This window comes from Aestuariicoccus sp. MJ-SS9, assembly GCF_032586235.1.
In the GTDB taxonomy this organism is placed as follows: Bacteria; Pseudomonadota; Alphaproteobacteria; order Rhodobacterales; family Rhodobacteraceae; genus Aestuariicoccus.
On record NZ_JAWHTD010000019.1, the window covers coordinates 44,122 to 65,004 of the forward strand.

Consider the following 20,883-nt stretch of genomic DNA (forward strand, 5'->3'; position numbering starts at 1 on the left):
ACCATGACTTATCTGCGTGGCGTCGTTCTGGGCGCGCTTTTGGCCGTGCCTGTGCACGCACAGGAGACGATCAGCCTGACCGTCGCATCGAGCCATCCGACGGTGGTTCCATGGGTCGGCATGATCAAGACGCACTTCATGGCCAGGACCGACGAGATTCTGGCCGAGACGGGCAATTATGAAATCGCGTGGAACGAGGCGTTCGGCGGCCAGCTTTACAAGGCCAACGCGACGCTCAGCTCGGTCGAAGAGGGCATCACCGATATCGGCTGGGTCTTTTCGTTCCTGGAACAGGCCAAGCTGCCATTAAGCCAGGCGTCCTCGAACGCGCCCTTTGCCACGTCGAACCCGGCGCTTCAGCTGGAGGTACACCAAGAGCTGCTTGAGACCAACGAAGCCTTCCGCAACGAATGGGAGCAGTACAATCTCAAGGTTCTGGGCCTGACGGGCACGGATCTTTACGACCTGTATCTGAAAGAGCCGATCGGCGGCATTGACGATATCGACGGCATGAAGATCTCGGCCCCCGGCGTTCTGGGCAACTGGCTGCGGGGCACTGGGGCCAACGCAGTCGACGGTGCGTTGACCACTTATTACACCGATATCCAGACGGGCGTGTCCGACGGCGTTCTGACGCTGGCGCTTGGTGCGCTGCCGATCAAGGTTTACGAGGTGGCGCCCTACATCAACCGCTTCGACGCGGGCGGTGCGTTTTCGGGTGCCGTGGCGATCAACCGCGACAGCTGGGACAGCCTGCCCGAAGAGGTGCAGAACGCCATGATCGAGGCCGGCCAGTACTACACCCGGGAGCATGGCAAGGATCTGGTCGAGCGCCACGAAACCGCGATGAACAAGATGGTCGAGCTTGGCGCGACCATCGTCGACATGCCCGAAGGCGAGTTGATCAAATGGGTCAACAAGATGCCCGACGTGGCCAGCGACTGGGCCGATCCGCTGGAAGCGCGCGGCATTCCGGCGCGCGACTTCCTCGCCGCTTATCTCGACGGTGTGCGCGCGCGGGGCGAAACGCCCGCCCGCGACTGGGACAAGTAAGGCAGCCCCTTGGCCCGGCCCGACGACAACGGCACCTCCCCGGCGGGGGAGGTGCGGGAAACCGCGCTCGAACGCGGCTGGCACCGGCTTGTCGAAGGCTTTGCAGCCCTTGGCACGGTGCTGATCGGCGTGCTGATGCTGATCATCTGCGCCGACATCGTGGCGCGCAACGCGGCGGGGGCGTCGCTGCCGCTGGTGTCGGAAGGCGGCGCGCTCTTGGTCGTGACACTGGTGGCGCTGCAACTGGGCGCCACTGTACGCGCTGGCCGGCTGGCGCGGACCGAGGTTTTCACCGTACCGCTCAACCGCCGCTTTCCGCGGGCGGGCGCGGCGTTGGGGGGTGTTTTCGATCTGGTGGGCGCGGCGGTTCTGGGCACCATCGCCTGGGCCTCGATCCGGGTTCTGGAAAAAGACATGACGGCGGGTGAATTCATCGGCGTTCCCGGCATCGCGACACTGCCCACATGGCCGTTCCGCGTGCTGATCCTCGCGGGCTTCGCGGTGGCGGCGGCCCAGTTCGCCTTCCGCGTATTCGCCGCGCTGCGCGCCGTCAGGAGGCCATCGTGACGCCGTTCGATATCGGCCTTGCGGCGATCCTTGTCCTTGTGGTGCTGATCCTGATCGGAATGCCCATCGGTATCGGGATGCTGTCCGTGTCGTTCGTGGGCGTGGCGCTGATCCGAAACGACGTCGTGGCGGTGCGGATGATGACGCAGGTCGCCAATGACAGTCTCGAAGAGTATCTGTTCGCGGTGGTCCCGCTGTTCGTGCTGATGGGGTTGCTTGTCACCGTCTCGGGCGTCGGCAAGGACACGTTCGACGTCTTTCAAAGACTGTTGCGCCGGGTCACCGCCGGGCTGGGGGTGGCAACGGTTTTCGCCAATGCGGTCTTTGCAGCGATCACGGGGATTTCGATCGCTTCGGCCACCGTTTTCAGCCGCATCGCGGTGCCCGAGATGCGGCGGCACGGCTATACCAACCGCTTTTCGACAGGCGTGGTCGCAGGCTCAAGCGTGCTGGGCATGATGATCCCGCCCTCGCTTTTGATGATCGTCTATGCGGTGCTCGCCGAGCAATCGGTGGGGCGGATGTTCCTGGCGGGCGTCGGGCCGGGGCTGCTTTTGGCGGCGGCCTTCATCGTGACGATCCTGCTGTTGTCCCGGACCCGGCGCGATTTCGTGTTCGAGACCGGGGACAGCGCCGAATACACCGACATCACGTTTGTGCAGATCTTGTGGAAATCCATTCCGATCCTGTTCCTGATGATCCTCGTTCTGGGCGGGCTCTACGGCGGGTTCCTGAACCCGACCGAGGCCGGCGCGGCGGGCGCGTTCGGCGCGCTGCTGATCGCGCTGCTGCGCCGCTCGCTGGACCGGTCGACCTTCTGGAGCCTGCTCGTCGAAACCGGGCAAATCACCGTTTCGGTACTGTTCCTGATCCTCGCGGCCACGTTCTTTAGCCGCATGCTGGCGCTTTCGGGGGTTCCCAGGGAACTGTCGGAATGGTTCCTGTCGGGCAACATCGGCCCCTACGGATTCCTCTTGGCCTATATCCTGCTGATCGTGGCGCTTGGTTGCCTGATCGATTCCATTTCGATCATGCTGATCGTGTTGCCCATCGCCCTGCCAATAGCGCAGGCGGCGGGACAGGACCTTATCTGGTTCGGCGTCATCACCGTCATCGCGGTCGAGATCGGGCTGCTCACGCCGCCCTTCGGCCTTTCGGTCTACACGATCAAGGCGGCGATGGACGACCCCGATCTGAAAGTGGGCGAGATCTTTCGCGGGGCCGTTCCCTTCATCATCGCGATGCTTGTGTCGCTCGCGATCATCACCGCCTTTCCCCCCGTCGCCACCTGGCTGGCCCTTATGTAAGAGGACAGAATGCCCGAAATCCTGATTATCCCAGGCAGCTTGCGCGCTGCATCGTCGGCCCGCGCCACCGCGCGCGCAATCGAGGCAAGGTTCCGCGACCGCGCCACGTTCGTCACCGCCGATGTCGGTTTGCTGCCGCATTACAACGCCGACGTGACCGACGATCCCGCGGTTGCCGCATTCGTCGAACAAGTCGGCGCGGCGGACGGGGTGCTGTTTGTCACCCCGGAATACAACTACTCGATCCCCGGCGTTCTAAAGAATGCCATCGACTGGGCCTCGCGCCCGGCCTACGCGTCGGTCTTCAAGGGCAAGCCGTCGTTCGTCATCACCGTCTCGGGCGGCGTGACGGGCGGTGTGCGGGCGCAGGCGCATCTGAAATACGTTCTGAACGGCATGCTGGCCCGCGTGCACGCCAACAAGGAGGTCCTGGTGACGCAGGCCAATGACAAGGTGACGGACGGTGTGTTGACCGACGACGCCGTTCTGGGCTTCATCGACACCGAATTCGCCCCCTTTATCGACAGCCTCTCCTGAGACGCCCACCCCAAGACAAGGCAAAACGGATGCAATTGGTCAGCTTTACCCGCCCCGACGGTACGAATTCCTTTGGCACATTGACGGACGGCACGGTCCATGACGCAGGCAGCGCCCTGCCGGAATACCCCGATCTGAAATCAGTTCTCGCGGCCGGGGCGGTTGCCCGCCTCGACGGGGCCGGCGAGGCGCTCGCGCTGGCCGATGTCACGCTTCTGCCGCCGGTTCCGAACCCCGACAAGATCATCTGCGTGGGTTTGAACTACCTGCCGCACATCATCGAATCCGGCCGCCCGCATCCGGAATACCCGTCGCTCTTCACCCGTTATCCAGAAAGCCTCGTCGGCCACGGCACGCCCATCGAACGGCCCCGCGCCAGCCGGGAATTCGATTATGAGGGCGAACTGGCCTTTGTCATCGGCAAGCCGGGGCGCCACATCGCCCGGGAAGACGCCTGGGATCACATCGCCGGCTATTCCTGCGTCAACGAAGGGTCGATCCGCGATTACCAGAACCACACGACCCAGTTCTGGCCGGGAAAGAGCTTTGAACGCTCTGGCGCCATGGGCCCCGCGCTGGTCACGCCTGACGAGGTGGGCGATATTCGCGCGCAAACCCTGACGACGCGGGTCAATGGCAACGTGGAACAGCACGCCCCGATCTCGGAACTGGCCATCGGGATTCCGGAAATAATTGCCTATGCCTCGACCGTCATCACGCTAAAGCCCGGCGACGTGATCGTGACCGGCACGCCGGGCGGTGTGGGACGGTATCGCAAGCCGGAGTTGTTCCTCGAACCCGGCATGTCGGTCGAGGTCGAGATCACCGGTGTCGGCACGCTGGTCAACGAGGTGATCGACGAACCGTCGGCCTAGGGCGTTTCCTGCGCGTCAAGACACCAAGGGGCCGTGTTCAGCGGCCCTCCGCGCGGCATGGCGGCTGCCATATTGGCGGTGGGGGGCGGAACTCGACCTGGTCTGCAAGCACACGTTCGAAAACGCGTTCGGATGCACCTGAGTCGGTTCTGCCGACCCTCTTTCAGCGGTCGTCTGTCTTCGTGCCCGGCGCAGGCGAGGTCGGCTCGGATCGCGTGCGGGCCGACGTCAGGGCGCCGACAGATAATCTGCCGAGACATAGCCGGTGACGCCCCGCCCGTCCGTCAGCGAAACCCGGCACCAGAGCTGGCCCATTTCCGTCACGCAGTCGCGGCGGATCACCTCGGTTCCGTCGGGCAGCCCCAGGAGCACGCGATAGCCGAGCCCCGGGCCGCCTCGAAGTTTCAGAAGATCGTCGGGACCCGCGCCAGAGACCACGGCACGGGTGCCCGACACGCCGCCGCAGCCGACCATGAGCGAGAGCGCAAGAAGCGACGCAAGCTTTGGAAGGGTCGTGATCCGGGGTCTGTGCGTCATTATTCAAGCTTTCATTTAAAAGACGGACAGTGACGTTGAATCATTTTTCAGGGCCATCGGTCCAGCCCTGATCGAACCGCGCCAGCAGATTGCGCAGGTTCGACCCATGCCATTGCCCGCCGCGTCGGGTCTGGAGCGTTCGCGCGTTGGGCTGGTCGGCCAAGGCGCGCTGGCCGAGGCGGCGGGGGCCTTTTTGTGCGGCGCGATATCGCCTGCCAGGCAACGGTCGGCGCCAGGACGGCCTGCATCGGGCCGGGGTCACCTTGCAAGAACGGTCACGTGGAAAGCTTCACTGTGCGGTTTCGCGATGACCTGCTCGACCGAGAGAGCTTCTGCGCGCTCAGGGAGGCCCGGATCATCATCCAGAATTGGCGGCGACACTGGGGTCTGGACCCAAATCCTTGCCGAGATCGGCTGCGGTTTCGTTCATTGCAGATGCCGTATTGCCCGGCCGGGGAATGCCGGCTGCCGTCGAGAGCGGGAACCACTTGCAGAACCGTTTGCAGTTGGCCGCTTCTCCGACCAGCATGTTGCGCTCGTCCGTGGAGAGCCTTGGAAAGCGGCAGGGCGCCCATCCAGACACCGATCATGTCGCGCGAAGTTGCCGTCATGAAAACATCGATGTCTTTGCCAGGGTCCTGATAGCAAAGGTTCACATCGCAATTGTCGCACACCAGACCACCAGCGCCTCGATCACGGCGGACAATTCCCTGCCCGCAGCAGTCAGACGGGCGTTGGCCATTGAGACGCCGCTTCACGATCACGCCGTGTTCCTCGAGCTCTTTCAGCCGGGTATTCAGGACATTGGGCGAAATCCGGGGAAGGCCCTTTTGAAGCGTCGAAAACCGGTTGCTGGCAAGAAGCGGTTCGCGCACGATCAGGATCGCCACATCCTCGAAGGCGGCCTGTCGCGCCACAGTGACCAGGTCTTTCCGTGCCTCGATCTCCAGAAGGGCGAACGTGTTCTTGATGTCGCGTGCGGCTTTGGCGACACCCCGCCGACGCTGGCCGGGATCGTCGGAGAGACGGACGATGTAACCGGGATCGATTGCTGCCCTGACTTTTTGCGCGCCATGCGCAGAGCGCTTCGACCAAGGGGACGGCTGACCCAAATCGTTCGGCGGAAGCGATCGGACAACCCGTGGCTTTCGGCCGCCCGATCGGTTCTTTTGAACCACCTGCCGCAACCGGACGGGGATGCGCCCAGCTGCGGGCCGGGCCCTTTTTCATCGGCCGACCGTGACGCGGACGGCGTCTGGATGAACAGCGCTTCATGGATGATTACCGCGATATCGCCACAAAAGCAGGGAAAGCGCGCACGATGATCGATGCTTCCAAAGAAAGGGCGACCGGCGTGCTGGCCCAGGAGATCTTTGCAGGCGGATGCACCTGCGGCCATCTGGGATACCGGATATCGTCCAAACCGTTGATCGTGCATGGCTGTCATAGCACATTGTGCCAGAAGCAATCCGGCTAGGCATATGCTGTCAACGCGCTGATAGGGAAAGATCGGGCCGAAATCATATCCGGTTCGGTGTGGACCAGCCGTGCGCGACACCAAGCGGCGCAGGGCAGGCGATTTGACGCTGTGAGACATGCGGTGTCGCGGTTTGGATCAAGTACCACGCATTGCCAAGGGTCGGCGACCATGTGCTCTTCATTCGTGCAGGGTCGCTGGACGATCCCGCGGCCATGCCGCCCGATGTGCACGTCCACACCGCCGCCAAGCAGCCACATGTCTATCTGTCCCGACGGATAGCGCAGTTCGCCGCGTTCTATGACCCGGCAAAAGTCTGGCCGGTCGTTAGCAGAAGCCGCTACGCCGTCGTTATCGCGTCCCACAATCCGTGACAAAAGAACGCTTTCGGGTTTTTCCGGGAATGGCCCACGGGTTGGAACCGGATGTGCCAATTCTGGTCAGGCCGTCTGCAAAAAGGCGACTGAGCCTTGAAGCTCGGATCGTGGATACTGGCCTGCCGACTTCGGCTCTGCCCGCCTCATTCGCCAGGATCGGGACAATGCCGGAGAACGTTCACATATTGGCTGGATCCGGAACGGCACGTCCGTCCGGATGGAACAGTTTCATATCGTTCAAAAGGGCATCGATGGCCACGGCGCCATCGCGGATCGCCTTCAGGAACCATTGGTGCTCGGATGTCGTCTCCATGCCTTTGCGACACACCAGCCAGAATCTCGAATAAGGTGCGATCGCGGTGTCGAACGGCGCCACCAACTCGCCCTTTCTCAGGTGCTCGCTGGCGAGAAATGACCCGGCGAGCGCGATATGTCCTGTGGCCAGTGTCGTCTCTACGGCGCTTGCCGTATCTGCACAGGTGACCGCAAAGGCTGCCGGCGGTTCCAGACCGTTGACCCGGCACCACGCCGCCCATGTCGATTCATGGTTTCCCGGATCGAGGGTGAATTCAACGTTGATCAGCCCCTACTTTTTCAGATCGACCGGTCGCTTTGCAAACCGCGCAACGTCGGGGCGCATGACGGGCGTGAACCATGTCCGCAGCAACGGTTCCCAGTGGAAGTCTCCTTGGGGCTCTCTTGCCCAGCGGATCGCCATATCGACCTTGCCGCTGGCGATATCGCGATTCTGCTTGCTGAGATCCCACGAGATCCGGATGTCGGGACGTTGCGATTGCGCCTTGAAGAGTGCAGGCATGACCCAGCCATGCACTGCCCTGGCGGGTCCGCTGACAGTCAGAACAACTTCTTTCAGCGGCTCGTGCGCTTCATCCCATGCGAATTGAATTCTCTCAAACACCCGCCCGAGATTTTTCTGAAGCACCCGGCCTTTGTTTGTGAGTTCGATCGCACGATGCTTGCGAATGAACAGGGCGCCGCCAAGCTCTTCCTCCAACTGTTTGATTTGAAAGCCCACGGCCGCCGGGGTGACAAACAATTCATCCGCTGCCCTGGCAAAGCTCATGTGCCGGGCAGCGGCCTCGAAGGTCCGCAAGGATGTCAGCGATGGAAGACGTTTGGGCATTTGACCCAAGAATATCTTGCCCAAGAGCAAAATCAATCTCGTTTGTCAGCTGGGGTTCAAAGTCGCAGGGTTTCTCTGCCGAAGCATGAAATTCAACCAAAGGAGAACACCATGACACGCCCCTTCATCCCCGCCGCCATTCTCGCCCTTTTCGCCGCACTGCCGGCCGCGGCCGATCAGTTTGCCGTTCGGATCGACCACGCTTACGGCGGCGCAAGCCCGCAGCTTCTGGAGGTTCTGAAGGTCTCCGAAATTGAAAGCTTCTCCGAGAACGGTCGCCATTTCGTGGTGCTTGAGGCGCCGGGCGAAGCCTATGTCGAGGCCTTCTTCCACGCCATCGGCCGCAACGCGCTTGAGCTGAACGCGCTTGACGCGGATTGGACGAATCCGGCGATGCAACATCTCTCGATTGCACAACGGCTTGGCTTTCTTCGTGAGATCGACTGCGGTTTCTGCACCAGCTGAGAGGATCAAGGAGTTTCGAGCAGGTCGCCGCGAACATGGGCTTGGCTTGTCATAACCTCTTCCAGCCGATCCATGTGAAACGTCCCGGTTCGAAATGCGGAACGCCCCCCCCAAGGGAGGCGTTTCGTTCGTCTTGTTCTGACGCCTGGCGAATGTCCTGTGTGGATGGCGCCCGCATAGCAAGGGTTAAATGAGATTGTGCGTACCTTTTCAGAAGCGGTCTTGTGTCCGGCCTGTTTGCGCGGTCTCGACCGCTGGCCCTGATGGGATCCGCAGATCAGGTTCCTAACTGCTTTGCGGGCAGTGACGCCCGGGACATTCGGCGGAGTGTCCTGATCGTTGCGGCTGAAGGGTACACCATCACATCGTTGGTCTTGCTATCTCGTCTTTCCTTTCCGGCTCAGGCTGCGTGCGGCCGATAGGGTTCGTTCCTGGTCAGCACTGCCCACATGATCCGAGCCGTCTTGTTCGCCATGGCGACCGTTGCGAGGCGCGCGGGCTTTCTCTGCAGCAGGTCTGCCAGCCAGGGATCGGCGCGTTCTGGGTGATTGGCAACCTGCCGGACACGGGACGTCATGCCGACGACGATGAGCTGACGCAGGTACCTGTCGCCCATCTTGGTGATCTTGCCCAACCGCTCCTTGCCGCCACTGGAATGGTTGCGCGGCGAGAGCCCTAGCCAGGCGGCAAACTCGCGACCGCTTCGAAACTGGTGGCCTGATCCGATTGTCGCAGCCACAGCCGATGCCGTGACTGGGCCGACGCCGGGAATGGTCTGCAGGAGCTGCGCCTGCCTGCTGAGGCGTGCCTGAATGCGCATCGTGATCTCGTACCACCCAAGCCGGTTGTGCAGGTCAATTAGCTGTCGGCTGAGGACGCGCAGAACGTCCTGGGCGAGCTCCGGCAGATCGGCCTGTTGCCCCTCTATGATCCCTTTCGCGAAATCGATCGCCCGCGCGACACCGCGAGCAATGGCGATGCCAAACTCCGCCGCCAGGCTGCGAAGCATGTTGATCAGCTGAGTGCGTTGCCGAACCACGAAGTCCCGTGCCCGGTGCAGGGATAGAAGCGCCTGCTGTTCTTCGGACTTGATCTCGACAAACCGCATCGTCGGACGTGTCACTGCCTCGCAGATGGCCTCTGCATCGACAGCATCCGACTTGCCGCGCTTCACGTAGGGTTTGACATACATCGGCGGCATCAACCGGACGGTGTGACCCAGCTTCGACAACTCACGCGCCCAGTAGTGGCTCGATGCGCAAGCTTCCACGCCGATGAGGCAGGGCGCGAGACGGTCGAAGAACGCCAGAACCTGCGAGCGGCGCAAAGGCCGATTGAACGCAACCTCTCCTTCCTCAGTGACGCCGTGCACGTGAAAGATGGTCTTGGCCAAGTCGAGGCCGACGGTGGTAACTTGCATGGGGTGGCTCCTCTCTATCGCAGATTCTGACACCTGCACTATGGCGCATTGCGACGCCGGGGAGCGGGAGCCATCCACCCCATCTGCTGTCAGATGATTTGGACCACCGGAGGCCGTGACGTTCAGGAGCGTTCGCTTTGGTCTGGATTACGTTAGGCTTTCCGGCGTTAGCGCCTTCGCGACACCTGATTTTATTTCGTAACGGTAGGTTTTTGGGTCATCGTAACCGCCTTGAGGGGGAGATGAGGCAGAATTTGCGCTGCATACCTCGCCGCCGACCGACCATCCGCCTGAACCACGCCGATGCGGCCATGGCGACGTTTTGCCGGCATCCGTGAAGGTCCGCGATTGCGCCGGCTGGGCAGGAACGTCTCGTATCGCGACCTGTCAGCCGGGAAGCTGCCGAAACAGGCTCGGATCGACGGTCGCGGCAGCCAGCACGCCGCCCCACAGCGCCCCGGGGATACCGGGGCTCAGGACATCCTGACCGGCAAGGAACAGACCCGGGATCGGCGTCCGTGTTTGCAGCGCTTCGCTCATCAACCGGTCAGGGGTCGTGTCGATGCCGTAGAATGCACCCTTGTGATGCCCCGTGATCGCGCGGGTGGTGAGCGGCGTGGACAGATTGCGGAACACGACCAGCTTGGCCAACTCGGGGAAATAGGTCTCGAACTGCGCGAACATCGCGTCTGCGACCCTTGTCTTGAAGGCCTGATAGTCTTCGCCCCGCGCCCCCGGCTCCTTGTCGGCCCAGGCTTCCACCACCGACCAGTCGGCCCAGGCGACGATTTCGCCTGCGTATTTCTGCGATGGTCCGGGTTTATGGCTGGGGTCCTTCAACGAGGCGAAGGATACGAACATGCCGGGCGGCGGACTGTCGGGGACGTCCGTCCAGACGACGTCGACCTTGCCGCCTGGATAAATCCAGTGGTTCGACCGCGTCGCCCCGGCGCGCTGGATATCGCCCTCAAAGCCCACGAACAGGCTGAAATGGGCGACAGAGTGCGGCAGGGCGTTGATCTCGTCGATCCAGTCCTGTTGCCCGCACCCCTTTGGCAGAAGATGGTTCACGGTCTCGCGCGCCCCGATATCCGAGATCACCGTATCCGCGCGGATGTCCTCCCCCTGCGCCGTCCGCACGCCGACGACCCGGTCGTCCTGCATAAGCAGCGTCTCGACCTTGGTGTCCGCCCGCGCTTCGCCGCCCGCGTTCGTGATCGTCGGCAGGATGTGCTCGGCAAAGGTCGCGCCGCCACCCTTGGGATACCAGGCGCCGCTTTCCAGATAGGCCCCAGTTATCAGGGCATGCAAGGCAAAGCTCGCCTTGCTTGGCCTGCCGCCATGGTCGAACCATTGCGCGGCGAAGGCGGCCGCCAAGGCGCGATTGTCAGTGATGTCGTCGATCACCTCCTGCGTGGTCCGCTTGCACCAGCGTTCGATGGCGTGGCTGTGCCACCATTTCAAGGCATGGCCGATGATCTCGGGCATCGCGCGGGTCATAGTGACCTTCATAAGAGCCTCCCGGCCCTCTTTCAGCGCAGCGATCCATGCGTCGATGGCCTCCGCCTCGTCCGGGAACCGGTCCTTGAGATCGCGGGCCTGCGCCTCGTAGGGGCGGGACAAGGCCAGCGGGGCGGCATCGCCGATATGCAGATTGTCATAGACCGCGCCCATCGAGGCCAATTCGATCGGTGTGTCCGACAGCCAGTCGAGAATATGGCGCTCGCGATCTTCCGGGGCGACGCAGTTGAGATAATGGATGCCCGCATCCCAGTTGAAGCCCTCGATGGAAAAGCTGTGGCTCAGGCCGCCAAGTGTTTGGTATTGCTCAAGCAGCAGCACCTTGTGCCCGGCCTTCGACAGCGCGGCCGCCGCCGCCATGCCGCCCATGCCCGAGCCGATGACGATAGCGTCCCAGTGGCTCTTGTCAGCCTCGGCCATATTGAATCTCCGTGGTATCGAAAGGGGAAAGTGAAATGCTGTAAGTCCGCCTACGATTAGTATGCGGTTGCAAAGAACGCCTTGATAACGATCAATCCAATCTGGACGCCATCAAAGCTCACGCCTTGTCCGGCGCGCCCGGTTCAAAGCTGCCAGGAAAAGCCGCGGCAGCAAACGGTGGCCTCGAAGCCCCGAGGCAACACTGCCAAATCGAGTTCCGGGTCACTCAGGTTTGGATCCTGGCCCAATCCGGATCACGCATGGCAAATGCGTGCCCGTCCGCGGTTGCGATAAAGACGGCCATGTCCTCCCTGCGCCAGCAGACGGCCGTCGCAGTGCTTTCGAATTCATCTACCGAGAAACCGAGATCGGCCAGCAGGTGCGGCGAGAGCATCGCCAGGCGCTCGAGATCATCGAGGACCGTATCCCGTTTCGGTCTCTTTGGCGCGCGAGGGATAAATTCACTCACGGACTTGCAGAGCAAGGCGAGCCAGGATGAAGCGTTATGCGGGGTGAGTTCGGAAAGGGACATCGATCTGATCCATGAAATATTGGCCTCGGTCGCAATCGTGCCCCCTGGAGAGACTTGCGCGCAAACCAGTTCTATGCACCATATGGATCAGGAAAAGTGACCCTATCGCTATGGCAAGACTTCCACCTCTGAATGCACTTCGCGCTTTCGAAGCCGCGGCCCGTCACAACGGTTTCATTGGCGCTGCAGAGGAACTGCACGTCACGCGAGGCGCCATCAGCCGGCATGTGAAACTTCTGGAAGACAGCCTTGGCGTTCAGTTGTTCGCGCGCCAGGCGCAGGGCGTCCGGCTGACCCAAGCCGGCCGGCAATTGACGCCGGTCCTGACGGAAGCGTTCGGTATGATCGCGCGGGGCACAGAGCGGGTCGCTTCGGATGCCTCGGAATTGCGCGTGATTTGTCCGCCCGGAACGTCAATTCGATGGCTGCTGCCAAAGCTCGATGAATTCCGTAAGGCTTACCCGGATATCAAGCTGCGCCTGACGACCGATTTCCACCCGGACAGCGGTTTCGACCCGATTGATGCCGATATCGGGTTCTCGGTGTCGAACTGGCCAAACCGGTCGCAGGAAATCGAGCATCTCACGCTCTTTCCAATCTGTCTGACACCAGCCTGTTCGCCAGGTTATCTTGAGGCCACGTCGCTTGAGCGGGCCGAAGACCTGACACGGTGCGAACTGCTGCACGAGACGCGGGACCATGCCGATTGGACGACTTGGGTGAATGCCTTCCAGCCTAAGGATGTCGATCCCCGAACGGGTCAGGACTTTCCAAACCTCGATATCGCGACGAAGGCCGCGGTGATGGGGGTCGGCGTCGTCATGGCGCACCTTGTTCTGTGCCACGAGGAGCTTGCCAGCGGGACACTGGTCACGCCGTTCCCCGACATGGTCTGCCACTCTCCGCTCGGGGGTGTGTGCCTGCTCGGTGGCCGCGACAAATGGACCAGCCCGAAGGTCGAAGCGTTCAAATCATGGGCCTACCGGGCGTCAGAGGCCGATCGAAGACGGATGGCTCACCGATCGCAGGATTGAGCCATGATGCGGCGACAGCTCGGTGCCCTTGCCACGCCAAGAGCCTGCCATGATCCCGTCGGGCCCGGGCGGCCATCCGGCGTTATCCAGTTACGAAAGCTGGACACCTGACGCACGAAACGTCCCTCGTTGACGGCCCTCTGCCGCCGGTTGCCAGGTCTGGGGCCACTTGCCGGTCACCAGCATGGCGCGGCTCCTCAGCCCGGGTGAAAGATGAACGACCGCATCGACACCGACCCAAGGTCGATCGCGTCGGTCATGAACGTGAGCGCGTCGCCCGAATCCGAGGCGCCGGCCACGGTCAGCGCGGGCAGATAGTGGTCCACGCTCGGATGCGCGGCGGTCAGCAGGGGCCCGAGCCCGTCGCGGTCGGCAAGCGCCCTGAAATCGCGGTCGGTCAGCCTGTCCGCGAACAATGCGTCAAACTCCAGTGCGAAATCCTGCGGCGCGCCGTCCTTGCGCATGGTGCGCAGGTTGTGCACCACGTTGCCCGACCCAAGGATCAGCACCCCGCGGTCGCGCAGCTCGGTCAGGGTCCGGCCGATCTCCAGCTGATGCGCCAGCCCCTGCGCCATGTCGATGGACACCTGGAACACCGGCACGTCGGCCTCTGGATAGAGGTATTTCAAAACCGCCCAGGCGCCGTGGTCGAGCCCCCAGGTGTCGTCCGCCTCGGCGCGGTGGCTGTGCAGCAGGGTCACGACCTCGCGCGCCAGTTCGGGTTGTCCCGGGGCTGCATACTGCTGGCGATAGAGCGCGTCGGGGAAGCCGTAGAAATCGTGGATCGTGCGCGGCATGGCCGAGACATCGACCAGCGTGGTGCCCCGCGTCATCCAATGCGCCGACACCACCAGGATCGCCTTGGGGCGTGGCAGGCTCTGGCCGAGCGCGGCCCAGGCGCGGCCGAACGGCCCGTCCTCGATGGCGTGCATCGGGCTGCCGTGGCCCAGAAAGACGACCGGCATCCGCGCCGTTGGGGCGAACCGGTCCTTGAGCTCTTCGAGCGTGTGGGTCTGCATGGGTCTGTTCCTTTGGGCAAACCGGGCGGCTTGGTGGCCGCCCGGGGCGTTGACACGGTTCAGGCGAACTGACCCAGCGCTTTTTGCAGCACCGGCAGCCGCAGCGCGTAAGCGCCGCCGCCAAGCGTCGCGATGACCCCCTGCACCATGGCCCAGAAGATCGGGAACTCCCAGCCGCCGCCTTCGGCGGAGAAGAGCCAGCCGTTGCCCGCATGAACCCAGGTGGCGCCCAGCAGCACCGGGATCAGCGCCAGCGACACCAGGCGCGTGGCGACACCGAGGATCAGGGCCAGCCCGCCGCCGATCTCGGCCAGGATGGTAAGGTAGGCGAAGAGCCCGGGCAGCCCGAGGCTTTCGAAATAGCCGACGGTGCCGGCGACGGTGAAGACGCTGATCTTGAGCCAGCCGTGGGCGATAAAGAGAGCGCCGCTCGAGACGCGAAGCGCGAGGGCGGCGTAGTCTGCATTGGTCTGCGTGGTCATGACGAAATCCTTTTTCCGATGGCTGCGCTGTGCACAGCATGTCTGTGGGCAAGGATTTACACCTTGAAGATCGCCCACAATATGGCGAATATAACAAATGACTTCCCACGATTTGTTCTCAATATAGCCATGGACCTCTTCGATCAGCTGCGCGCCTTCGTCGCCACCGCCCAGTCCGGGTCGTTCACCGCCGCGGCGGACCAGCTGGGTCTGTCGAACCGTCTGACATCGAAATACGTCGCCGGGCTCGAGGCGCGGCTTGGCGTGCGCCTGTTCCAGCGCACGACCCGCAAGGTCGGGCTGACCCCGGAGGGTGACGATCTGCTGCTGCGCGCGCCGGCCCTGCTGGACGAGCTTGACGACCTGCTGGCGGACGTGTCCGAAGGCTCGCGCGGGCTGTCGGGCGTGCTGCGCCTGTCTGCGCCCGTCACCTTCGGCGAGGTCTATGTCGCCGGAATGCTGGCCCGTTTCGCCGCGGCCAACCCGGGGATTTCCATCGACCTGCGGCTGAGCGACGCCTTCACCGACCTTGCCGCCGATGGCATCGACCTGGCCTTTCGCATCGGCCGTTTCGACATGGCCTCGCTCAAGATGCGGCGGCTTGGCGCGTCGCAGAGCCTGCCGGTGGCCAGCCCGGCCTATATCGCCAAGGCAGGCAAACCGTCGGGGCCGGAGAATCTTTCGCGGCACAGCTGCATCGTCGACACAAACCGCCGCACCCCGAGGCGCTGGGTGTTCCGCCGCGATGGCACCGACACCACGGCCCATGTCGAAGGCCGCTTTCAGGTCAATTCGGCCAATGCCGCCGTCGACCTTGCACGCCAGGGGCTGGGCATCGCCTATGTCCCGCGCTTTGCGCTGAAAGGCGCGGTCGAGAGCGGCGAGCTGGTGCCGCTTCTGGATGGATATACCGGAGAGCGCGGCGATATCGCCGCCGTCTACCTCGAAGGGCGCGCCCTGCCGCGCAAGGTCCGGGCGCTGATCGACTTTGCGGTGGCGGACATGAAGGCCTCGCCGCTGGTATAGGGTCGCGACCAGCCCGCTGGCGGAATCCCGCCCACCGCCGCGCTTGCCGCTTGATCGCCGGGGCGGTAGATGGCCTTCTTTCAGGCGATCACGCAGGGATGGGGATGACATGAGGGTCAGTGGGCTTTTGGCGCGCGGCGTCGGCGCGGTTTTCATCATGGCAACAAGCGTTCTTTGGGCCGGTGCGGGGCAGGCCGCGGTGACGTGCCCGCAGCAGCTGGCCGGAGGTGTGCCGGAGCGCGCAGCCGAGGCCCCCACGGGCAGCGCGGCGATGTCACAGCTTCTGGAGATGCGCGGACGGCAGCGCGATGCAGAGGTCGTCCGGCATGTGCTGGCGGGCAATATTCCTCAGTTCCTGAGGCACCTTGCCCCCGTCAGCCTGACCGGCAAGGGCGCCGATGGAAAAACGCTACAGGTCACGCTGTGCGTGACGCCCGATTACCTTGCGGTGGGCGACGACCGGGATTTCGTGCGTGTGCCGATGGGTCTGGCCGCCGCCGCGCGGATCGCGACAGAGACCGGGTTCCTGCTGCCGACGCCGATGATGGTCGATGCGATCTACCGCCAGGCCGTCACGCGCCTGCCGCCGCAACCGATGAAGCCGACCGCACAGATGGAATCGACCGCCTATTTCGTCGCGCATAACCAGACGCTGGACGCCCTGCGCATGCAGGCCAAGGCCGATCCGGACGCGTTGACCGCAGGGCTGAAGAAGGACATTGTCCTGACGACCCGTCTGCGCAGCAAACCCGGGCGCGTGCCGATCTACGGCTGGCACCGGACCAACGGCAAGCCGATCCAGCCGCTGAGCTCGGTGCACGGCGCCGATTACGCCGATTACAGCCACGGGGTTCGGCTGGTCAGCCGCACGGCCTTTGTGAACGGCAAGCCCCGCGATCTGGCCGAGATCATCCAGGACCCCGCCCTGGCGCCCCTGATCAGCAGCGAAGGCCCCATCGCCGACCCCGAACGCCTTCTGGCCGCGCAATACTGACGGGCGGGGGCGGGGAAGCCGAAGACGTCAACGACGGCCCCTTGCCCTGACGACGATGCGGGCGGGGCGGTCAGCTGTCGCAGCCTACCGTTCGGCCCGGTCAGGATCGTGCAGCGACCGTTTACCGCCATAGATCGCCCGGCCGGGTGCGCGCGACTGGCGTTCATGATGCGGGGCGTCGCTGGTCAGATGCCCTCGGTGACGGTTCCGGCCGCTTACGGCCCCAAGGAAAAGCAGGTCGATCGTATCGGAAAACGGTGACATCCAGCGGTTCATGGATATTCCCCCTTTGGGTCGGTTACCATGCCCGCAGCCTGTCCGCGCCTGCCCCCCGATCCCACCGATCCGATCCGGACCACCCCGTAAGAAACCCGTAAGTCGCTTGGGCAGTCGCCTGTTCTCTGGCATCCTGACGGGGAAACCCCTGACTTTGTTGTAGCCAATGGCCGACTGGACCTCTCTTTTTGCCCGGAAGCTGCGCGCGCACCGCGCAGGTCGCGGCGGGCATGGGCGCATGACGCAGGAAGAGCTGGCCTGGGCGCTCGATGTCAGTGTGGACGCAATCAGCAAGTACGAGCGGTCGCTGTCCTACATCCGTGGCGATCTGGAACACCGCCTTGTGGAAAATCTGGGTTGGAGCCGGGAAGACGTCATAGCCTGCCGCGAGGACTGGGAACTGGGGCGTCCCAGAACGTCGGCGCCGTCCTACCGAATGCTGCGCGATACGGAAATTCTCGACGCGTTCGGCGGATCCGTGGAAGCGCTGAACAAGGCGGTGGCGGCGATGGAAACTGGCGACCCGGGCGACTTGCCGGACGGTTTCTCGGCGCGTGACACGATCTGGCGCGAAATCACGCAGGAAGGTGCCCTTACGGGCGTCTATGTCATGCGCGGGTCCGATCTGGTGGAGCATGTCGGCCTGATCTTCCCCGGCAGGCACCTCGAAACGCAATTCCAGGAATGCCGGTTCGACGAGGGCGAGCTTACCCCGCAGATGCTGAAACGCACGATCCTTCCCGGCGATTATTTCGCCTATTGTCCTGCCGTCTATGTCGCGCGCGGCCACGAGGCCGCCGCCCGGCTGCTGCTTTCAGGTTTCGTGAGCGTTTTGGAGGAACTGGCCGAGCGCGAGGTCTTCATCCGAGAAATCGGCGCCATCTCGGTCAACGCACTGGGCCGGCAGCTTTGCGAGGATCTTGGCCTTCGCTTTCACGGCGGACACAGGCGCTATGCCACCTACGATCTATGGGTTTTTCCGGGCGAAGATTTCGCCTCGTCGCTTTTCGGCCGGCGAAGTCCGAAGCTGCGGCAGGCATATCTGAGCCGGGACCGGTTCGAATGACAACCCGTTAGTCCAGCGTCTTGCAGCAGCGAAAGCCCAAGTGGTAGTTTTCGTGGCTCGACGGGCTCATGACCCGCGATCCGTGCCAGTAGGGCGCGCGCCAACGGCACCAGTCGGGATGGGCGCGGTACTTGTCCCAGATGAACCAGCTGCCTTTCATCTCGGTGACCCCCAGCTTGGTGCTGCCGCGGCTGGCCATCTGGTCGGGGGCCATCGGCAGGTTCATGTGTTCGGCCGCGTTGCCGTGCTGGTCGTAGACGCCAAGCGTGCTTTTGCAGTCGGGGAAGGCCCCGGTCGGATAAGTGTTGGACCCGCAACTGCGGTAGCCGCCGCCATTGCAGGTGCTGCTTTTCTCGCTGTTCTGGGCGCAGATGCCAGTGCGGAACTGGGGGCCGTAGGCCCAGCTTTTGCTCGGTGCGTATTTGGTGTTGTGCACGCTGCGCATCGCCGCGACCGAGCCGCGCCCAAAGGGGTAATCCGGTGGCTCGAGCGCGCCCGCGCAGGCACCCTCCCATTCATGCGCGTCGCAAAGCCGCTTACCGATGGCGGCGCAGGTCTGCGCGGCCTCGACGGCCTTGGTCCAGACGACGGGATAGGTGCAGGGGATGTTGGGAAACTCGAACATGTCGATGCAGGCGGTGGCGTCTTCGGGCCGCTGCGTCCGCGGATCGTAAAGCGGCGCCATGTAGCGGTCGCCGCAAATCCGCGCGTTGCGGCGGTTGTCGTATCCGGCAACGCCGCCCGGAAGCCGCGCGGCGCATTGCGCAGGCGTCATCGGATGCCGGGTGATCGCGGGGTTGCCCTGCCCCATGACCGACGATCCGGCAAAGATCGCCTGCAGTTTCTGCATCTCGGCGGCGCTCAGGTCATGCACCTTGCGGAGCTGTTCGAAGAGCGCCGCGTTGGTCTCTTGCCGCGTCGTCTGCGCGGCGGTCTCCAACGGCAGCGCCAGCGCGGCCAGAAACATAAGGGCGCATAGACGCATGATCATGGCAAAGCCTCCTTGCGGGTGACGTAAAAGAGATCGCGGTTGTCCGCGAAGCCGATGAAGCGGGGCAGGATCGTGCCGTCGCGGGCCTTCTTCTCGATCAGCGCCATGCCGGGCACCAGATGGGCCACATGCACCTTGCCGCCCTTGGGCACGTAGAGCGCCAGATACGTGTGTTCGAGCGCGTTCATGTCGAGCAGCATGGCGTAGTCGCAGCCATAGGCCAGGAACGTGCGCGCCATGGCCGAAGGCGTGGCGGTCGAGAAATACCCGTAAAGCAGGTAACGCCGCCCGCCGGACGACGCCATGCAGGCCCCGGCCCGCAGCGTGCGCAATTCGGCCTCGGCCGAGCCCGACCAATTGCCGCCGCCCCATTGGGTGACCCGGTCGCCGGGAACGGCCTGGCCGGTGTCGGGGTCGGTCATGACCAACGGAACGCCGTTTTGCCGGGCAAATGCGATGCGCGGCAAGAGCGCGTTGTCGGCCTCTTGCCAGGTCTTCATCACGAGGGTCCCGTCGGTCAGGCCGTAAAGCGTCGACAGGTTGGGCTGAAGCTTGCTCAGGATCACGCCCTTTTCGATGAACCCGTAATGGTGGCCGAGGTTGAACGTGGCCATGTCGCCATACTTGAACGCACCGTGCCGGCGCTTGAACCCGGCGGTGAAGGTCGCCACGGCACGGTCGGCGATCACCGGGTTGACCATTCCCAGCATCACCAGCGGGCTTGCGGTGTTGATCCCGTCGGGCCCGGGCAGACCGCGCGGTCGGATCGACGCGGGCGGGCGGGGCGACCAGCCAAGCTCTGGATGGTCGGTGCCCAGGGCATAGCCGATCCCGTACATCCCGAGGTCGAAGGCGATCATGTAACCGGTGGCCTTGGCCTCGATCCCGTCAAGCCGGTTGGCGCCGGGGATCGCCATGATCTCGTCGCTGATGGCGCGCGGCTGAAAGGCGCTGGCAAAGACCCCGTCCAGCCCGTCGGCGGCGTACCACTGGCCCAGAGCCATGCGGCCCGGGTCGGCGTCCTTGAGCGCGATGTCGAGCAGCGTCGAGATCACCGGCTGGTCCTCTGGCGGCAGCTTGCCTTTCATCGGTGCGGGGCCGGGCGAGGATGCGGCAGGTCCACCCGGCGCGACCGCCTCAGAGGTCTCCAGCTCGGAATCCTTGAAAAAGCTGTCGCGCACGAACCGCACGATGGATTCGCCGCCCCAGACGTTCCGGCGCAGGAATTCCGCCGTGGCCTCGATATTGGTGCGCGAGCCGGTCACGCGGTTGCGCAGGAACAGCGCGCCACCGCAGAGCGGCGCGTAGGCCAGACCACCGTCGCGCGCCGTTTTCAGCGCCGCAGCCCCGTCCGCCCAGGGCCGGCAGCGGGTGGCACCGGCCCCTTCGCCGATCACAAGCGCCGGTGCCTCGCCCGTGTCCAGCGCCACGTCGCCTTGCGACGGGTCGGCGTTTTCCAGATGGTATTGCGTTGGCTTGCCGTCAGGTGCGGCGCGCAGTTCCAGCAGAAACCACGCCCGCGTCGCCGGGTTGAGCGAGATCAGCGTGACATGCGTTCCGGCCTCGGCGTCAGCCGCCGAGACGGTCTGCCGAAAGGGTTGCAGGTCGAGCACGGACTTGGCGGCGACGGCTTCATAAGCCTCCCACTGGCGGTCCAGCACGGCCGCGTCCTGAGCGGCGGATATGGACGGCATCGCGGCAAGTGCCATGATCAGGGCGGCGGCCTGCCAGTGCCATATGTTCTTCATCGCCTCCTCCTCCCG

At 63.7% G+C, this 20,883-nt stretch carries 21 protein-coding genes and 2 pseudogenes; 12 read left to right on the forward strand and 11 right to left on the reverse strand.

The genetic code is table 11. From position 1 onward, the window contains the following. Positions 1 to 3: 3 nt before the first annotated feature. The 5 genes from RXV88_RS13675 to RXV88_RS13695 are packed head-to-tail and all read left to right on the forward strand — an operon-like array spanning position 4 to position 4,339. Positions 4 to 1,053 (forward strand): C4-dicarboxylate TRAP transporter substrate-binding protein, encoded by a 1,050-nt coding sequence (locus RXV88_RS13675; protein ID WP_316293760.1) that lies wholly within the window; start codon positions 4 to 6, stop codon positions 1,051 to 1,053. A gap of 9 nt (positions 1,054 to 1,062) precedes the next feature. Further along, complete coding sequence (locus tag RXV88_RS13680; RefSeq protein ID WP_316293761.1) at positions 1,063 to 1,620, forward strand: TRAP transporter small permease subunit; 558 nt, start codon at positions 1,063 to 1,065, stop codon at positions 1,618 to 1,620. Further along, a complete protein-coding gene (locus tag RXV88_RS13685) occupies positions 1,617 to 2,927 on the forward strand; it encodes a TRAP transporter large permease (RefSeq protein ID WP_316293762.1) in 1,311 nt (436 codons plus the stop codon). The genes RXV88_RS13680 and RXV88_RS13685 overlap by 4 nt, the downstream gene beginning before the upstream one ends. A gap of 9 nt (positions 2,928 to 2,936) precedes the next feature. Then, positions 2,937 to 3,464: an NADPH-dependent FMN reductase gene (locus tag RXV88_RS13690; RefSeq protein WP_316293764.1), complete on the forward strand. Its 528-nt coding sequence runs from the start codon at positions 2,937 to 2,939 to the stop codon at positions 3,462 to 3,464. A gap of 29 nt (positions 3,465 to 3,493) precedes the next feature. Continuing rightward, positions 3,494 to 4,339 carry a fumarylacetoacetate hydrolase family protein gene (locus tag RXV88_RS13695; protein ID WP_316293766.1) on the forward strand — a complete coding sequence of 282 codons (846 nt, stop codon included), beginning with the start codon at positions 3,494 to 3,496 and terminating at the stop codon, positions 4,337 to 4,339. Positions 4,340 to 4,567: 228 nt separating this feature from the next. On the opposite strand, the gene RXV88_RS13700 is transcribed toward RXV88_RS13695, so the two are convergent. Further along, positions 4,568 to 4,876, reverse strand: a complete 309-nt coding sequence (locus RXV88_RS13700) for an SH3 domain-containing protein (protein WP_316293768.1) — start codon at positions 4,874 to 4,876, stop codon at positions 4,568 to 4,570. Positions 4,877 to 5,155: 279 nt separating this feature from the next. Between RXV88_RS13700 and RXV88_RS23710 the strand changes: the two genes are divergently transcribed. Continuing rightward, positions 5,156 to 5,518 (forward strand): hypothetical protein, encoded by a 363-nt coding sequence (locus tag RXV88_RS23710; RefSeq protein WP_410468828.1) that lies wholly within the window; start codon positions 5,156 to 5,158, stop codon positions 5,516 to 5,518. A gap of 116 nt (positions 5,519 to 5,634) precedes the next feature. Here RXV88_RS23710 and RXV88_RS13710 read toward each other — a convergent pair. Then, positions 5,635 to 6,054 (reverse strand): annotated as a pseudogene (locus RXV88_RS13710) (winged helix-turn-helix transcriptional regulator); the annotation flags it as partial. Between the two features lie 95 nt (positions 6,055 to 6,149). On the opposite strand from RXV88_RS13710, the gene RXV88_RS13715 reads away from it, so the two are divergent. Then, complete coding sequence (locus RXV88_RS13715; RefSeq protein ID WP_316293770.1) at positions 6,150 to 6,353, forward strand: hypothetical protein; 204 nt, start codon at positions 6,150 to 6,152, stop codon at positions 6,351 to 6,353. Between the two features lie 555 nt (positions 6,354 to 6,908). On the opposite strand, the pseudogene RXV88_RS13720 reads toward RXV88_RS13715, so the two are convergent. Next, positions 6,909 to 7,874: pseudogene (locus RXV88_RS13720) on the reverse strand (LysR substrate-binding domain-containing protein). Between RXV88_RS13720 and RXV88_RS13725 the strand changes: the two are divergent. Next, positions 7,875 to 8,339, forward strand: a complete 465-nt coding sequence (locus tag RXV88_RS13725) for a hypothetical protein (protein WP_316293772.1) — start codon at positions 7,875 to 7,877, stop codon at positions 8,337 to 8,339. A gap of 400 nt (positions 8,340 to 8,739) precedes the next feature. Here the strand turns inward: RXV88_RS13725 and RXV88_RS13730 are convergent, their stop codons facing one another. From RXV88_RS13730 to RXV88_RS13740, 3 genes are all read right to left on the reverse strand, one after another. Beyond that, positions 8,740 to 9,759, reverse strand: coding sequence for an IS110 family transposase (locus RXV88_RS13730; protein WP_316293774.1), 1,020 nt, complete (start codon positions 9,757 to 9,759; stop codon positions 8,740 to 8,742). 387 nt (positions 9,760 to 10,146) lie between these two features. Continuing rightward, positions 10,147 to 11,700, reverse strand: coding sequence for an NAD(P)/FAD-dependent oxidoreductase (locus RXV88_RS13735; RefSeq protein WP_316293776.1), 1,554 nt, complete (start codon positions 11,698 to 11,700; stop codon positions 10,147 to 10,149). A gap of 226 nt (positions 11,701 to 11,926) precedes the next feature. Continuing rightward, on the reverse strand, positions 11,927 to 12,232 hold the full coding sequence (locus RXV88_RS13740) for a hypothetical protein (RefSeq protein ID WP_316293778.1): 306 nt from the start codon (positions 12,230 to 12,232) through the stop codon (positions 11,927 to 11,929). A 110-nt stretch (positions 12,233 to 12,342) separates the two neighbouring features. On the opposite strand from RXV88_RS13740, the gene RXV88_RS13745 reads away from it, so the two are divergent. Beyond that, positions 12,343 to 13,266, forward strand: a complete 924-nt coding sequence (locus RXV88_RS13745) for a LysR substrate-binding domain-containing protein (protein WP_316293780.1) — start codon at positions 12,343 to 12,345, stop codon at positions 13,264 to 13,266. 197 nt (positions 13,267 to 13,463) lie between these two features. On the opposite strand, the gene ygiD is transcribed toward RXV88_RS13745, so the two are convergent. Together ygiD and RXV88_RS13755 are read right to left on the reverse strand one after the other, a co-directional pair. Beyond that, positions 13,464 to 14,285 (reverse strand): 4,5-DOPA dioxygenase extradiol, encoded by an 822-nt coding sequence (gene ygiD / locus RXV88_RS13750; RefSeq protein WP_316293782.1) that lies wholly within the window; start codon positions 14,283 to 14,285, stop codon positions 13,464 to 13,466. Between the two features lie 59 nt (positions 14,286 to 14,344). After that, positions 14,345 to 14,767, reverse strand: coding sequence for a DoxX family protein (locus RXV88_RS13755; RefSeq protein WP_316293783.1), 423 nt, complete (start codon positions 14,765 to 14,767; stop codon positions 14,345 to 14,347). 129 nt (positions 14,768 to 14,896) lie between these two features. Here RXV88_RS13755 and RXV88_RS13760 point away from each other — a divergent pair, with 129 nt between their 5' ends. Then, positions 14,897 to 15,793: a LysR family transcriptional regulator gene (locus tag RXV88_RS13760; protein ID WP_316293785.1), complete on the forward strand. Its 897-nt coding sequence runs from the start codon at positions 14,897 to 14,899 to the stop codon at positions 15,791 to 15,793. Between the two features lie 109 nt (positions 15,794 to 15,902). Continuing rightward, a complete protein-coding gene (locus RXV88_RS13765) occupies positions 15,903 to 16,787 on the forward strand; it encodes a hypothetical protein (protein ID WP_316293787.1) in 885 nt (294 codons plus the stop codon). An 84-nt stretch (positions 16,788 to 16,871) separates the two neighbouring features. Here RXV88_RS13765 and RXV88_RS13770 read toward each other — a convergent pair whose 3' ends face one another. After that, complete coding sequence (locus RXV88_RS13770; RefSeq protein WP_316293789.1) at positions 16,872 to 17,063, reverse strand: hypothetical protein; 192 nt, start codon at positions 17,061 to 17,063, stop codon at positions 16,872 to 16,874. 166 nt (positions 17,064 to 17,229) lie between these two features. Here RXV88_RS13770 and RXV88_RS13775 point away from each other — a divergent pair, with 166 nt between their 5' ends. Next, the gene (locus tag RXV88_RS13775) at positions 17,230 to 18,129 is read left to right on the forward strand and encodes a helix-turn-helix transcriptional regulator (protein WP_316293792.1); all 900 of its coding nucleotides are present in this window, start codon (positions 17,230 to 17,232) and stop codon (positions 18,127 to 18,129) included. Between the two features lie 7 nt (positions 18,130 to 18,136). Here RXV88_RS13775 and RXV88_RS13780 read toward each other — a convergent pair whose 3' ends face one another. Both RXV88_RS13780 and RXV88_RS13785 read right to left on the reverse strand, forming a co-directional pair. Continuing rightward, positions 18,137 to 19,120, reverse strand: coding sequence for an SUMF1/EgtB/PvdO family nonheme iron enzyme (locus RXV88_RS13780; RefSeq protein WP_316293793.1), 984 nt, complete (start codon positions 19,118 to 19,120; stop codon positions 18,137 to 18,139). Further along, positions 19,117 to 20,868, reverse strand: coding sequence for a hypothetical protein (locus tag RXV88_RS13785; protein WP_316293795.1), 1,752 nt, complete (start codon positions 20,866 to 20,868; stop codon positions 19,117 to 19,119). Before RXV88_RS13785 ends, RXV88_RS13780 begins: the two co-directional genes overlap by 4 nt. Between the last annotated feature and the right edge of the window lie 15 nt (positions 20,869 to 20,883).

Bases quoted from the DNA above. Each gene is read 5' to 3' on its own strand.
- RXV88_RS13675 (WP_316293760.1), top strand. From the start codon at position 4: ATGACTTATCTGCGTGGCGTCGTTCTGGGCGCGCTTTTGGCCGTGCCT.
- RXV88_RS13690 (WP_316293764.1), top strand. From the start codon at position 2,937: ATGCCCGAAATCCTGATTATCCCAGGCAGCTTGCGCGCTGCATCGTCG.
- RXV88_RS13695 (WP_316293766.1), top strand. From the start codon at position 3,494: ATGCAATTGGTCAGCTTTACCCGCCCCGACGGTACGAATTCCTTTGGC.
- RXV88_RS13700 (WP_316293768.1), bottom strand. From the start codon at position 4,876: ATGACGCACAGACCCCGGATCACGACCCTTCCAAAGCTTGCGTCGCTT.
- RXV88_RS13715 (WP_316293770.1), top strand. From the start codon at position 6,150: ATGGATGATTACCGCGATATCGCCACAAAAGCAGGGAAAGCGCGCACG.
- RXV88_RS13730 (WP_316293774.1), bottom strand. From the start codon at position 9,759: ATGCAAGTTACCACCGTCGGCCTCGACTTGGCCAAGACCATCTTTCAC.
- RXV88_RS13735 (WP_316293776.1), bottom strand. From the start codon at position 11,700: ATGGCCGAGGCTGACAAGAGCCACTGGGACGCTATCGTCATCGGCTCG.
- RXV88_RS13740 (WP_316293778.1), bottom strand. From the start codon at position 12,232: ATGTCCCTTTCCGAACTCACCCCGCATAACGCTTCATCCTGGCTCGCC.
- RXV88_RS13745 (WP_316293780.1), top strand. From the start codon at position 12,343: ATGGCAAGACTTCCACCTCTGAATGCACTTCGCGCTTTCGAAGCCGCG.
- ygiD (WP_316293782.1), bottom strand. From the start codon at position 14,285: ATGCAGACCCACACGCTCGAAGAGCTCAAGGACCGGTTCGCCCCAACG.
- RXV88_RS13755 (WP_316293783.1), bottom strand. From the start codon at position 14,767: ATGACCACGCAGACCAATGCAGACTACGCCGCCCTCGCGCTTCGCGTC.
- RXV88_RS13760 (WP_316293785.1), top strand. From the start codon at position 14,897: ATGGACCTCTTCGATCAGCTGCGCGCCTTCGTCGCCACCGCCCAGTCC.
- RXV88_RS13765 (WP_316293787.1), top strand. From the start codon at position 15,903: ATGAGGGTCAGTGGGCTTTTGGCGCGCGGCGTCGGCGCGGTTTTCATC.
- RXV88_RS13770 (WP_316293789.1), bottom strand. From the start codon at position 17,063: ATGAACCGCTGGATGTCACCGTTTTCCGATACGATCGACCTGCTTTTC.
- RXV88_RS13775 (WP_316293792.1), top strand. From the start codon at position 17,230: ATGGCCGACTGGACCTCTCTTTTTGCCCGGAAGCTGCGCGCGCACCGC.
- RXV88_RS13780 (WP_316293793.1), bottom strand. From the start codon at position 19,120: ATGATCATGCGTCTATGCGCCCTTATGTTTCTGGCCGCGCTGGCGCTG.
- RXV88_RS13785 (WP_316293795.1), bottom strand. From the start codon at position 20,868: ATGAAGAACATATGGCACTGGCAGGCCGCCGCCCTGATCATGGCACTT.